Source organism: Glaesserella parasuis (genome assembly GCF_017352235.1).
Lineage (GTDB): Bacteria > Pseudomonadota > Gammaproteobacteria > Enterobacterales > Pasteurellaceae > Glaesserella > Glaesserella parasuis.
Genome location: NZ_CP071487.1, coordinates 2,159,887 through 2,172,938 on the forward strand (window position 1 = coordinate 2,159,887; position 13,052 = coordinate 2,172,938).

Genomic DNA, 13,052 nt, shown 5'->3' on the forward strand with positions numbered 1-13,052 from the left:
GGCTCTAACCCATTGTCAGCCCTTAATAATTAAATAGTGCAAAAATCCACACTCTCAAATCGGGTACAGCTTACGATTCTTTTTCCACCGTTGTCTGAATCGCCAACTCTGCTAACGCTTTCGGATTACCGAAACTTGGTGCATCGGTCATCAAGCAAGCTGCCGCCGTTGTTTTCGGGAAGGCAATCACATCACGGATATTTTCTGTGCCAGTAATTAACATCGTTAAACGGTCTAAACCGAACGCCAAGCCTGCGTGTGGTGGTGTACCGAATTTTAACGCATCAAGTAAGAAGCCGAATTTCTCTTTTTGTTCTTCTTCGTTAATGCCTAAAATACCGAATACCGTTTGTTGCATTTTCGGATCGAAAATACGCACAGAACCGCCGCCCACTTCATAGCCGTTAATCACCATATCGTAAGCATTCGCCACAGCACCTTTTGGATTTTGAACTAGCTCTTCAGGGCTTAAATCTTTTGGTGCGGTGAACGGGTGGTGCATTGCTGACCAGTTACCTTCGTCATCTTTTTCAAACATTGGGAAATCGACAACCCAAAGTGGTTTCCAAGCGGTGAGATCTGTTAAACCTAAATCACGTCCCACTTTCAAACGTAACGCACCCATCGCATCTGTAACCACTTTTTCACTGTCCGCACCAAAGAAGATAATATCGCCATTTTGTGCATTGACACGCGCTAATAATGCTTTAACCACATCATCAGTTAAGAACTTAGCAATCGGGCTTTGCAAACCTTCTAAGCCTGCGTTTACATCATTCACTTTTGCCCACGCTAAGCCTTTTGCACCATAGTTCCCAACAAATTGAGTATATTCATCAATCTGTTTACGGGTAATTTCCGCACCATTCGGCACACGAATGACCGCAACACGCCCTTCAGGATCGTTTGCTGGACCACTGAATACTTTAAATTCAACATCTTTTAGAATATCCGCCACATCAACTAATTCTAACGGGTTACGCAGATCGGGTTTGTCTGAACCATAACGACGCATTGCTTCTGCAAAAGTCATTTGTGGGAACTCGCCTAAATCAACATTTAAACGATCTAACCACAAGCCGCGGATCATTTTTTCCATCATCGCACGCACTTCAGGGGCGGTCATAAAGGTGGTTTCCACATCGATTTGGGTAAATTCAGGCTGACGATCTGCACGCAAATCTTCATCACGGAAACATTTGACTATTTGGTAATAGCGGTCAAAACCTGACATCATCAGCAACTGTTTAAATAATTGCGGTGATTGTGGTAACGCATAGAATTTGCCCTTATGCACACGGCTTGGCACTAAATAGTCACGCGCACCTTCAGGGGTTGCTTTGGTGAGCATTGGAGTTTCAATGTCCAGAAAACCGTTGTCGTCCATATAGCGACGCACAAAACTGGTAATTTTTGCACGGGTTTTCAAACGTTCCGCCATTTCAGGACGGCGTAAATCTAAATAACGGTATTTTAAACGCTGTTCTTCGGTGTTGTTCTGATTGAAATCGAGCGGTAATACGTCTGAATTGTTATATACCACAAGTTCTTTGACCAACACTTCAATTTCACCTGTTGCCATCTCTTTATTAATTTGAGATGTATCACGAGCAATCACTTCACCTTTAATTTGCACGCAGGCTTCCGCACGCAATGTAGAGGCTTGTTTGAATAAGGCTTCATCTTTCTCATCAAAGAAAACCTGCACGATCCCTTCACGGTCACGAATTTGCATAAAAATAAAACGACCAAGGTTACGGACACGGTGTACCCAACCGCTTAATGTTACTTGCTCACCAACGTGAGTACGGTTTAACACACCGCAATAATGAGAACGCATCATATCTAGTTATCCTTCTTATAAAATTTGGAAAAAATTGTGGCGATTATAGCGAAAACAGACCAAAGAAAACAGATAACAATGGAAAATAATCATTTAAGCCTTGAAATCCCGTAATTTGTCGCTATATTAGCGGTCGTTTTAGTGCAAAAATTTGCGAAGTCAAAATTTGAGGATACACAATGACAAACCAAACTGAAAAAGAACAAGTAGAACAAGACGTTAGCCAAGCAACTGAATTAGCACAAGAGGCTCAGGAAGCTCAAACACAAGATGTTGAACCTGAGTTGCAACAAAATAATGAAATCGATCCGCTTGAAGAAGCTATTGCTCGTGTACAAGAGCTAGAAGCCTATATTGCTGAAGCGGATAAGCGTGAACAAGATATTCAACTGCGTGCAAGAGCGGAAGTCGAAAATATTCGCCGCCGTGCAGAGCAAGATGTAGAAAAAGCCCATAAATTTGCCTTAGAAAAATTCTCTAAAGAGATGCTGACTGTTGTCGATAACCTAGAGCGTGGTTTACAGGCTCTTGAAGGGGTTGATGAAAGCGTAAAATCAGGCGTAGAATTAACCCATAAAGGCTTAGTTTCAACCTTAAATAACTTTGGTGTTGAAGCAGTCGGCGTGGTGGGTGAAGCATTTAACCCAGAGCTACACCAAGCAATTTCAATGCAACCAGCTGAGGGCATTGAAGCCAACCATATTAGTGTAGTCTTACAAAAAGGTTACACGCTACACGGACGTGTTATCCGTCCAGCAATGGTAATGGTCGCTAGTTAATTTTCTGTTTTTCGACGGCGATCACAAAATTAGCCCCAAATACCTGCGTGATTTATGTTATTTTTTGATAACACTAATCACAAAGGGAATAAAAAATGGACGCAACTATGAGTATTCGATTTGATAAACTTCGCTTTGTAAAAAAGCTACAAGAAGCTAATCAACCACCTGAGGTTGCTGAGGCGTTTGCAACAGCGTTAGATGAAGCACTTGAGCAAAGTCAAAGTGGATTAGTCAATAAGTCAGATTTAAAAGAGAGTGTTAACGAACTAAAATCTGAATTAAAGCAAGAAATTGCTCAGCTTGAAGTACGTTTGACAACATCAATGTATAAAATGGCTGGATTTATGTTTGCTGGTCTTGGTGTATTAATGGGACTAATGCGATTTATCAACTAACTAAAGCAAAACACAATCCCTTATTTGTTTATCAAGTAAGGGATTTTCACCTTAAATAAACCTATGTCACTACAATTTAATTCTGTTGCCCTACTGCTTGTTGCACTTATCTTACTCGGTATTTTCAGTCAAAATAGTGCTGTAACCATTTCTGCTGCTGTATTATTGATTATGCAACAAACGTTATTATCAAAATATGTGCCTTATTTAGAACAATATGGTATCAAAATCGGCATTATCATTCTGACTATCGGCGTACTTGCCCCTCTTGTATCAGGGCGAATTGCCTTGCCTGAACTTGTTCAACCGATTAATTGGAAAATGATCGTTGCTATTATTGCTGGCATAGTAGTTGCTTGGCTTGGCGGACGTGGCGTAACCCTAATGGGCAACCAACCTGTGCTAGTCACAGGGTTATTAATCGGCACTATTATCGGTGTTGCTTTCTTAAAAGGCGTACCTGTTGGTCCGTTAATTGCTGCTGGGATTTTGTCGCTCATCATAGGAAAATCGTAATTTACCATTGAAATATGCAAAAAAACCATAAAAACCAACCGCTTACAGCAGAACAAAAAAACTTACTTAACCAACTGCAAGATACCACTTTAATTGATGCTCGCCGTTTAGCCAGGCGTATTCGTGGGTTGGCGAATATCAAAAATGAAAACGCTAAACAAGCCATCATTGCAGAAATTGAGGTGGATTTGACCGCTTGTAAAAGTCGCTATCTCACGCGTAAACAACAAGCCGAACAACTGAAAATTGAGTACCCTGATCTGCCTGTTTCCGCTCGCCGTGACGAGATCTTAAAACTGATTGCCGAACATCAAGTGGTGGTGATTGCTGGGGAAACGGGGTCGGGTAAAACTACGCAGTTGCCAAAAATGTGTTTGGAACTAGGGCGTGGGGTGAAAGGACTAATCGGGCATACGCAACCTAGACGTATCGCGGCTCGCTCGGTGGCGACACGCATTGCAGAAGAATTGAAGTCAGAACTTGGTTCAACCATCGGTTATAAAATCCGCTTTAACGATCAGATTAGCGATAACACCCTCGTCAAATTGATGACGGACGGTATTCTGCTTGCCGAAATCCAAAACGACCGCTATCTCAATCAATACGATACGCTAATTATTGACGAAGCCCACGAACGTTCGCTTAACAATGATTTTATTCTCGGCTATCTCAAACAAATTTTAGCAAAACACCCTGATTTGAAGGTGATCATCACATCGGCAACCATTGATGTGGAACGTTTTTCTAAACATTTCAACAACGCACCAATTATTGAAGTATCAGGCAGAACTTATCCTGTGGAAGTGCGTTATCGCCCGATTGTGGAAGAAGATGATCAAGACCAACTGCAAGGCATTCTCAATGCGGTGGACGAACTGCAAGCAGAAGGTCGGGGCGATATTTTGATTTTTATGAACGGCGAGCGAGAAATTCGTGATACTGCCGAAGCCTTGCAGAAGCAGGAACTTCGCCATACGGAAATTTTACCGTTATATGCCCGTTTATCTGCCGCAGAACAGCAACGCATTTTTAATCCAAGTAATCTAAACCGCATTATTCTCGCGACTAACGTGGCGGAAACCTCGCTGACTATCCCAAATATCAAATATGTGATTGATACAGGAACGGCTCGCATTTCCCGTTATAGCTATCGTACCAAAGTTCAGCGTTTGCCGATTGAGCCGATTTCTCAAGCCTCCGCCAACCAGCGTAAAGGGCGTTGCGGGCGTATTTCGGAAGGGATATGTATCCGCTTGTATTCGGAAGAGGATTTTAACGCCCGTCCGCAGTTTACCGATCCTGAAATTTTGCGGACAAATTTGGCTTCGGTTATCTTGCAGATGACGGCGTTGGGTTTGACGGATATTGCTTCGTTTCCGTTTGTAGATGCGCCAGATCAACGGCATATTCAAGATGGTATTCGTCTTTTAGAAGAATTAGGTGCTTTGGGTAGGGACACACTGCGTGTGTCCGCGGACGCACGCAGTGCGTCCCTACAGAAATTAACAAACATCGGTCGCCAACTCGCCCAACTGCCTATCGATCCCCGTCTGGGTCGTATGGTGATCGAAGCGGCTAAAAACGGCAGTTTGCACGAAGTGATGATGATCGTATCGGCGTTGTCTATTCAAGATCCTCGTGAGCGTCCGCAGGAAAAACAGCAATCGTCAGATGATAAACATCGCCGTTTTGCCGACAAAGAGAGCGATTTTTTAGCCTTTGTGAACCTGTGGCATTTTATTCAAGAGCAACAAAAGGAACTCACCAAAAATCAGTTCCGTAAGCTCTGCCAAAAAGATTATCTCAACTATCTGCGAGTGCGTGAGTGGCAGGATATTTATCATCAGCTTCGCCTTGCGGTGCGTGAAATGGGCTTGCCGATTAACAGTGAACCTGCAAATTATCAGCAAATTCACACCGCTTTATTATCGGGCTTATTGTCTCATATCGGCTTGAAAGACAACGAAAAAATGCACTATTTAGGGGCAAGAAATGCACATTTTTATCTGTTCCCTAATTCCGTGCTTTTCAAAAAACAGCCGAAATGGGTAATGGCGGCAGAATTGGTTGAAACCACTAAATTGTGGGGGCGAATGGTGGCTCGGATTGAGCCTGAATGGGTTGAACCGCTTGCCAAACACTTAACCAAATCCAGCTACAGCGAACCACGTTGGGCGAAATCAAAAGGGGCGGTGGTTGCCGATGAAAAAGTCTCGCTCTACGGTATTCCGATTATCGCCTGCCGTCCTGTGATGTATGGGGCAATCGATCCTGTTGTCAGCCGTGAAATTTTTATCCGCTCAGCGTTGGTGGAAGGTGAATGGCACAATAATTACAAATTTTTCAAAGAAAATAACCGCTTGATCAAAGAGATCGAAGAGTTGGAACATAAATCTCGCCGTCGAGATATTTTAGTGGACGAGCAAGTGCTGCTTGAATTTTACGATCAGCGGATCGGCACAGATGTCGTTTCCAGCAAACATTTTGACAGCTGGTGGAAAAAAGCGTCACAGAAAGATCCTGAACTGCTGAACTTTGAAAAATCGTTCTTGATGAATGATAATGCAAACAAAGTCAGCGAATTAGACTTCCCAAATTTCTGGTATCAAGGTTCGCTTAAGTTGAAGCTGATCTATCAATTTGAAATCGGCTCGCAAGCGGACGGCGTGACGGTACATATTCCGTTACCGTTGCTGAACCAAGTGGATACGCACGGCTTTGATTGGCACGTTCCAGGACTACGTCAAGAGCTTATCATTGCATTGATTAAATCGCTACCGAAAGCTATTCGCCGTAGTTTTGTACCCGCACCAAACTATGCGGAAGCGTTTTTATCTCGTGCAGAGCCGTTTAAAAAACCATTGTTGGAAAGTTTGAGTTATGAACTTCGCCGAATGACAGGGGTTTTAGTTGAGCCTGAACAGTGGGATTTAAACCAACTGCCACCGCATTTGCGGATCAGCTTCCGTGTGATTGATGAAAAAGGTAAAAGCCTTGCGGAAAGTGAAAATCTTGATGAGCTAAAATTTAACTTGAAAGACGAAGTGCAAAATACCCTGTCTAACATTGCCGATGACGGCATTGAGCAAAGCGGTGTGCATTTGTGGAATTTTGCAGATTTGCCACAATTTTACGAACAGAAAAAACAGCATTTTAGCGTGAAAGCCTATCCTGCGATTGTCGATGAAAAAGATGCCGTTGGGATCAAGCTGTTTGAAACGGAATTTGAGCAAGCCAAAGCAATGCAAGCAGGCTTACGCCGATTATTATTGTTGAACGTGCCGTCGCCGATTAAATATCTGCACGAAAAATTGCCGAATAAAGCTAAACTCGGTTTATATTTTGCTCCGTTCGGCAAGGTGTTAGAGCTAATTGACGACTGTATCGCCTGTGCGGTGGATAAGTTGATGGAGGAGTTTGGTGGCTTTGTGTGGTCGGAAGAAAAATTTAACGCCCTGCACGACTACGTTAGGGCGAATTTAAACGACACCACGGTCGAAATTGCTAAACAGGTTGAGAAAAATCTTACCCTTGCCTATGAAATCAACAAACGTCTAAAAGGTAAGTTGGATTTCACGGTGGCATTTGCCCTGTCAGACATTAAAGCACAAATTGACGGTTTGATTTACCCCGATTTTGTCACCAAAACGGGCTACAAACGCCTTGCAGATTTACACCGCTATCTCACCGCTATCGACAAGCGGTTAGATAAGTTGGTGGTGGATAGCAATGCTGACCGATCCAAAATGTTGCGAGTGGAACAGGTGCAAAACGCCTATCAACAACTGTTGGCGAAACTGCCAAAATCCAAACCGATTTCCGATGAAGTCTTAGAAATTCGTTATATGATTGAAGAGTTGCGTGTCAGCCTGTTTGCCCAACAGCTTGGCACCAAATATCCGATTTCGGATAAGCGGATTTTGAATAGTATTCACCAAATAATAAAATTTTGAAAAAACACTTAAATTTGTAAAATTATGTAAACAAACTTGTCTACCTTTATGATAATTATTATCATCTAGCCACTTCCAAAAATAATAGGTAATCACTCCAACTCTTACGCCTCATTCCCCCACAAAATGGGGCGTTTTTTTTCGCCTTTTTTCCTCGTTCTCCGCTATAATAGCCAGTATTTTTCGCATATAGTAAAAGGAATAATGATGGCACAATCTATTGAAACCATTCTCGCTGAACTTAAACGTGGCGTAGAAGATGTTTATTCAGAAGCAGATTTAATTGAGAAATTAAAAGAAAATCGTCCGTTACGCGTAAAACTTGGGGCAGATCCGACCGCTCCAGATATTCACTTAGGGCATACGGTCGTATTAAATAAACTTCGTCAATTCCAAAATTTTGGTCACGAGGTGATTTTCTTAATTGGCGACTTTACAGCAACAGTGGGCGATCCATCAGGTAAAAATACAACTCGTCCGCCACTTTCTCGTGAAGATGTACTACGCAACGCTGAAACTTATAAAGAGCAGATCTATAAAATTCTAGATCCACAAAAAACCCGTATCGTGTTCAACTCAGATTGGTTAGGTGAATTAGGTACGGTTGGTATGATCCGCCTAGCGTCAAACTACACTGTAGCTCGTATGTTAGAGCGTGATGACTTCAAAAAACGTTTTGCTAACAACCAATCTATCGCTATTCACGAATTTATCTACCCATTATTGCAAGGTCACGACTCTGTGGCATTAGAAGCGGATATTGAGCTTGGCGGTACAGACCAAACCTTTAACTTATTGATCGGTCGTGAGTTACAAAAAGCGGCAGGGCAGAAACCACAGGTCGCAATGACATTACCACTGCTTGTCGGTTTAGACGGCGAGAAAAAAATGTCGAAATCCCTTGGTAACTACATCGGCGTTACCGAAGTACCAAACGAAATGTTCGGCAAAATTATGTCGATTTCTGATGAATTAATGTGGGATTGGTACAACTTACTTTCATTCCGTCCATTAACTGAAATTGCACAGTTAAAAGCCGATGTGGAAGCAGGTAAAAACCCACGTGATGTGAAAATTTTATTGGCGAAAGAGATTATCGCTCGTTTCCATTCTGAAGCAGATGCAGATGCGGCGGAACAAGAGTTTATCAACCGCTTCCAAAAAGGTGCAATGCCGGACGAAATGCCTGAATTTACCTTTGAAGGCGAAATCGGTTTAGCGACATTATTAAAAGAAGCAGGCTTAGTGCCTTCAACTTCTGAAGCAATCCGTTCCGCACAGCAAGGTGGCGTGAAAATTGACGGTGAAAAAGTCGATGATGTGAAACAAAATGCACAGAAAGGGACTTTTGTTTACCAAGTCGGTAAACGTAAGTTTGCGAGAGTGACTGTTAACTAATCCTCAAAATCGTACTACCTAAAGTCTTTATTGCAAACTATTCAATTCAGCAGAAGAGCTTAGTTTAAATTCAAGCTAAGCTCTTTATGTTATATAGCATTACTCTCTTTATATTCAGTAATCACCCTTGGTGTTAATTTTGTGATTAATTCATAGTTAATTGAACCTATCGCTTCGGCAACCTCTTCAATAAGCAAACGCTCCCCCCAAAGCTCAACCTCATCGCCCACTTTATCTTGGCTATCAATCCCAAGATCAACAGTCATCATATCCATCGAAACTCGTCCAACAATCGGAACCTTACGCCCATTAACAAAAACAGGCGTACCTTCAGGAGCATTTCGAGGGTAGCCATCGCCATAACCAATAGCAACCACACCAATTTTTGTGTCTTTATCACTTACCCAAGATCCGCCATAGCCCACAGGCTCACCTGCTTTGTGACTGCGAACCGCAATTAGAGAAGAAGATAATGTCATTACGGGTTTAAAACCTAAATCAACAATTGGCGTTGAGTGTGGAGAAATGCCGTACATAATAATGCCTGGGCGTACCCAATCATAATGAGCTTGTTTCCAATAAAGAATACCGCTTGAAGCAGAAATACTACGCTCAACCTTGTACTCTTGACTGACCGTTTCAAAAGTAGCGATCTGCTTTTCGGTATAATCACAATCAAGCTCATCCGCTCGACTAAAATGGCTGACAAAGTGAATACATTCTACGAGAGGACAAGCGGTTAAACGTTGATAAAATTCTGCAACTTGTTCGGGGTGAATACCTAAACGATGCATACCTGTATCAATCTTAAGCCAAACAGTAATCGGGAAATAAATTTTGGTTTTACGCTGCCAAAAACCTTTCTGCTTTTCCGCTTGCCACTCTTGAGCCACATTTTCTAGCAGTTCAAGTTGCTCAAGGCAATGAATAACTGTATCGAAACGACGGGAAAGGGTTTTTAATAATTCTTCACGATCAAAAAAACCTTCAAGCAATAAAATTTTACCGGCATAGCCACTTTCTTGAATAGTCAATGCTTCTTTAATGCGAGCAACACCAAAAGCCTCTACCTGATCTTCTAAATTCTTAATCACGGCTCGAATACCTTGCCCGTAAGCATTGGCTTTGACTACCGCACAGATTTTACTGTGAGGAGCCAAAGATTTAATTAAACGCATATTATGTCGTAAGGCACTACCGTTGATCGTCGCTGTTGCTGGTTTCATCGTTTTAAAGTATCTATTTGAAAATACTTAAAATTATACGCTGAAATTGTAAAAATCCCTAGAAATTCAGGAAAAATAGACTAATATATAGGCAATTGTTTAACCTATATTAAGGAGAATATGATGTTATCTGAATTGATAATTTTACCCTTCGTCTTTGTCATTTTGACCATTGCCATTTTACTATCGTCAATTAAAACCGTGCCGCAGGGATTTCATTGGACTATTGAACGTTTTGGGCGTTATACCAAAACATTAACCCCAGGGTTGAATATTGTTATTCCTTTTATTGATAGGGTTGGACGTAAAATCAATATGATGGAACAAGTGCTAGATATTCCATCACAAGAAGTGATTTCCAAAGATAATGCGAGTGTGGCAATTGATGCCGTTTGCTTTGTTCAGGTGATCGATGCTCGTCGTGCTGCTTATGAAGTTAATCATTTAGAGCAGGCAATCATCAATTTAACGATGACCAATATGCGTACGGTACTCGGTTCTATGGATTTAGATGATATGCTTTCACAACGAGATTTGATTAATGGTAGATTATTAGCCATTGTCGATGAAGCCGCAAATATTTGGGGTGTCAAAGTAACGCGTATTGAAATTAGAGATGTGCGTCCGCCCAAAGAGCTAGTTGAAGCAATGAATGCACAAATGAAAGCGGAGCGTAATAAACGTGCCGATATTTTAGAAGCAGAAGGGATCCGTCAAGCAGAAATTTTGCGTGCAGAAGGGGAAAAACAAGCTCGCATTCTAAAAGCAGAAGGTGAACGACAAGAGGCATTCTTACAAGCAGAGGCTCGTGAACGTGCGGCAGAAGCGGAAGCAAAAGCAACACAAATGGTGTCTGAAGCGATTACAAGCGGTGACACTAAAGCAATTAATTACTTTATTGCACAAAAATACACTGAAGCACTGCGTGAAATTGGTGCTGCCAGCAATAGTAAAGTTGTTTTAATGCCACTAGAGGCAGGCAATTTAATCGGATCTGTGGCTGGCATTGCTGAATTACTTAAAGGCGATAAGAAATAAGGGGGAAATATGGAATGGCTTTCGGGCTGGACTGCTTGGCTGATTTTTGGTTTTATTTTGCTTATTCTAGAAACTCTCATTGCAGGGATCTTTATAATGTGGTGGGGATTTGCAGCGATTGTTGTTGCAATACTACTCATATTATTCCCTAATATCGAATTGGGCTGGCAAGCCACTATTTTTGCGGTCTTAGCTATTCTGTTTAGCCTCGCTTGGTGGAAATATCAGCACAGTAAAGATCAGAAAGAAGATCAACAAGCCGATTTAAATGCCCGAGATCACGCAATGATCGGCTTACAGGGGACTGTCGTTGAAGTTCTCGACAGCGGTGTTGCAAGAGGAAAATTTGGCGACACGACTTGGCGAGTGATTGGCAACGCATTACAAGTTGGCGATAACATTCAAGTAGAAAAGGTTGATGGCATTACCTTGTTTGTTCGTGTTGTATAGAAAAATTCTGACAATAAAAAACCGCTTGTTTTACAAAACAAGCGGTTTGATTTTTCTAAATTTTACCAATGAATTTATTCTGCTTTTTCAGTTTTCTCTTTTGGTAATACTAAATTTAAGATAATTGCCACAATCGCACAGAGGCTAATACCTTTTAACGAGAACTCGCCTACGTTAATTAGCATTCCGCCGATACCAAATGTCATTACTACAGACACGATACAGAGATTGCGAGCTTCGCTCATATCTACTTTCGCACGAATTAAGGTACTCATACCTACTGCTGCGATAGAACCAAATACTAACATCATAATACCGCCCATCACGACAGCTGGAATGGTTTGTAGCAATGCCCCTACTTTTCCGCAGAAAGAGATTGCAATAGCCCAACATGCCGCCCAAGTCATCACTTTTGGATTGAAGTTTTTGGTGAGCATTACCGCCCCAGTTACTTCCGCATAGGTTGTATTTGGTGGGCCGCCTAGCATTGCAGCAGCAGATGTTGCCACGCCATCACCTAAAAGTGTACGGTGTAAACCTGGTTTGCTTAGGAAGTTTTTCCCTGTAACAGAGCTAATCGCCATAATACCACCAACGTGTTCTACTGCTGGTGCAAGTGCGATTGGAAGTAAGTAGAGGATTGCTTCAAGTTTAAATTCAGGTGTTGTTAATTTTGGCAGGCTGAACCACGCCGCATCATAAACAGGTTGGAAATTCACTAAACCAAAGAAGAGTGACACAATATAGCCGACCACAATTGCGAACATAATCGGCACAAGTTTCATCATACCTTTGGTAAATACAGCCACAATTAGTGTGGTAATTAGGGTAATCATTGAAACAGTAACTGCCGTTGCATAAGGAATATCAGTGCCTTTACCGATAGCCATATCTACACCGACGGGTGCTAAGCCTAAACCGATAATGATGATTACTGGACCAACTACAACAGGTGGAAATAACTTATCTAAAATTGCCACACCTTTAAATTTAACTAATGCGGAAAGGACAAAATAAATTAAACCAGAGAAAACAATTCCCCCCATTGTGACAGGGATTCCCCACTGCTGAACGCCATATTGAATGGGTGCAATAAACGCAAAAGAAGAAGCAAGGAAAATAGGAACTTGTCCTTTAGTGCAGATTTGGAAGATTAAAGTACCGATACCGGCAGTAAGAAGTGCTGTGTTAGGATCTAAGCCTGTAATCAATGGCATTAGAACCAATGCTCCAAATGCAACGAAAAGCATTTGTAAGCCAACGAACGCCTGTTTAGGCGTACTGATATTTTCTGTTGTCATTTTTCAACTCTCTAATAATGTTTGATAGTCGCCAAGCTACAAGACATAGCTCAGGCGGACATTATATAGAAAAATGCAAACGTTTGCAGATTTTTTTGTCAAAAAAATTAATTAGATAGGCAAATTTTGTAAAGGCAGAAAGTGATATTG

At 41.8% G+C, this 13,052-nt stretch carries 10 protein-coding genes; 7 read left to right on the forward strand and 3 right to left on the reverse strand.

Annotated features, from left to right (window positions below):
* Nucleotides 1-70 precede the first annotated feature (70 nt).
* Nucleotides 71-1,843, reverse strand: coding sequence for an aspartate--tRNA ligase (gene aspS / locus J1G47_RS10885; RefSeq protein ID WP_075592456.1), 1,773 nt, complete (start codon nucleotides 1,841-1,843; stop codon nucleotides 71-73).
* Between the two features lie 179 nt (nucleotides 1,844-2,022).
* On the opposite strand from aspS, the gene grpE reads away from it, so the two are divergent.
* The 5 genes from grpE to tyrS all read left to right on the forward strand — a co-directional run bounded on the left by grpE (nucleotide 2,023) and on the right by tyrS (nucleotide 8,887).
* The gene (gene grpE / locus J1G47_RS10890) at nucleotides 2,023-2,622 is read left to right on the forward strand and encodes a nucleotide exchange factor GrpE (RefSeq protein ID WP_005712850.1); all 600 of its coding nucleotides are present in this window, start codon (nucleotides 2,023-2,025) and stop codon (nucleotides 2,620-2,622) included.
* Between the two features lie 95 nt (nucleotides 2,623-2,717).
* On the forward strand, nucleotides 2,718-3,020 hold the full coding sequence (locus tag J1G47_RS10895) for a CCDC90 family protein (RefSeq protein ID WP_010786493.1): 303 nt from the start codon (nucleotides 2,718-2,720) through the stop codon (nucleotides 3,018-3,020).
* Between the two features lie 63 nt (nucleotides 3,021-3,083).
* Nucleotides 3,084-3,536 (forward strand): DUF441 domain-containing protein, encoded by a 453-nt coding sequence (locus tag J1G47_RS10900; RefSeq protein WP_005712846.1) that lies wholly within the window; start codon nucleotides 3,084-3,086, stop codon nucleotides 3,534-3,536.
* A gap of 14 nt (nucleotides 3,537-3,550) precedes the next feature.
* Nucleotides 3,551-7,489 (forward strand): ATP-dependent RNA helicase HrpA, encoded by a 3,939-nt coding sequence (gene hrpA / locus J1G47_RS10905; protein WP_207326635.1) that lies wholly within the window; start codon nucleotides 3,551-3,553, stop codon nucleotides 7,487-7,489.
* 207 nt (nucleotides 7,490-7,696) lie between these two features.
* A complete protein-coding gene (tyrS, locus tag J1G47_RS10910) occupies nucleotides 7,697-8,887 on the forward strand; it encodes a tyrosine--tRNA ligase (RefSeq protein WP_207326636.1) in 1,191 nt (396 codons plus the stop codon).
* An 89-nt stretch (nucleotides 8,888-8,976) separates the two neighbouring features.
* Here tyrS and alr read toward each other — a convergent pair whose 3' ends face one another.
* Nucleotides 8,977-10,113, reverse strand: coding sequence for an alanine racemase (gene alr / locus J1G47_RS10915; RefSeq protein ID WP_015939873.1), 1,137 nt, complete (start codon nucleotides 10,111-10,113; stop codon nucleotides 8,977-8,979).
* 123 nt (nucleotides 10,114-10,236) lie between these two features.
* Here alr and J1G47_RS10920 point away from each other — a divergent pair, with 123 nt between their 5' ends.
* Both J1G47_RS10920 and J1G47_RS10925 read left to right on the forward strand, forming a co-directional pair.
* Complete coding sequence (locus J1G47_RS10920) at nucleotides 10,237-11,151, forward strand: SPFH domain-containing protein (RefSeq protein WP_149351314.1); 915 nt, start codon at nucleotides 10,237-10,239, stop codon at nucleotides 11,149-11,151.
* A 9-nt stretch (nucleotides 11,152-11,160) separates the two neighbouring features.
* Nucleotides 11,161-11,601 carry an NfeD family protein gene (locus J1G47_RS10925; RefSeq protein ID WP_160416321.1) on the forward strand — a complete coding sequence of 147 codons (441 nt, stop codon included), beginning with the start codon at nucleotides 11,161-11,163 and terminating at the stop codon, nucleotides 11,599-11,601.
* A 74-nt stretch (nucleotides 11,602-11,675) separates the two neighbouring features.
* On the opposite strand, the gene J1G47_RS10930 is transcribed toward J1G47_RS10925, so the two are convergent.
* Complete coding sequence (locus tag J1G47_RS10930) at nucleotides 11,676-12,902, reverse strand: uracil-xanthine permease family protein (protein ID WP_021110364.1); 1,227 nt, start codon at nucleotides 12,900-12,902, stop codon at nucleotides 11,676-11,678.
* Between the last annotated feature and the right edge of the window lie 150 nt (nucleotides 12,903-13,052).

What these genes read in the sequence shown, in the direction of transcription:
- J1G47_RS10895 (WP_010786493.1), top strand. Translation starts at nt 2,718, where the DNA reads ATGGACGCAACTATGAGTATTCGATTTGATAAACTTCGCTTTGTAAAA.
- grpE (WP_005712850.1), top strand. Translation starts at nt 2,023, where the DNA reads ATGACAAACCAAACTGAAAAAGAACAAGTAGAACAAGACGTTAGCCAA.
- J1G47_RS10925 (WP_160416321.1), top strand. Translation starts at nt 11,161, where the DNA reads ATGGAATGGCTTTCGGGCTGGACTGCTTGGCTGATTTTTGGTTTTATT.
- aspS (WP_075592456.1), bottom strand. Translation starts at nt 1,843, where the DNA reads ATGATGCGTTCTCATTATTGCGGTGTGTTAAACCGTACTCACGTTGGT.
- tyrS (WP_207326636.1), top strand. Translation starts at nt 7,697, where the DNA reads ATGGCACAATCTATTGAAACCATTCTCGCTGAACTTAAACGTGGCGTA.
- J1G47_RS10930 (WP_021110364.1), bottom strand. Translation starts at nt 12,902, where the DNA reads ATGACAACAGAAAATATCAGTACGCCTAAACAGGCGTTCGTTGGCTTA.
- hrpA (WP_207326635.1), top strand. Translation starts at nt 3,551, where the DNA reads ATGCAAAAAAACCATAAAAACCAACCGCTTACAGCAGAACAAAAAAAC.
- alr (WP_015939873.1), bottom strand. Translation starts at nt 10,113, where the DNA reads ATGAAACCAGCAACAGCGACGATCAACGGTAGTGCCTTACGACATAAT.
- J1G47_RS10900 (WP_005712846.1), top strand. Translation starts at nt 3,084, where the DNA reads ATGTCACTACAATTTAATTCTGTTGCCCTACTGCTTGTTGCACTTATC.
- J1G47_RS10920 (WP_149351314.1), top strand. Translation starts at nt 10,237, where the DNA reads ATGTTATCTGAATTGATAATTTTACCCTTCGTCTTTGTCATTTTGACC.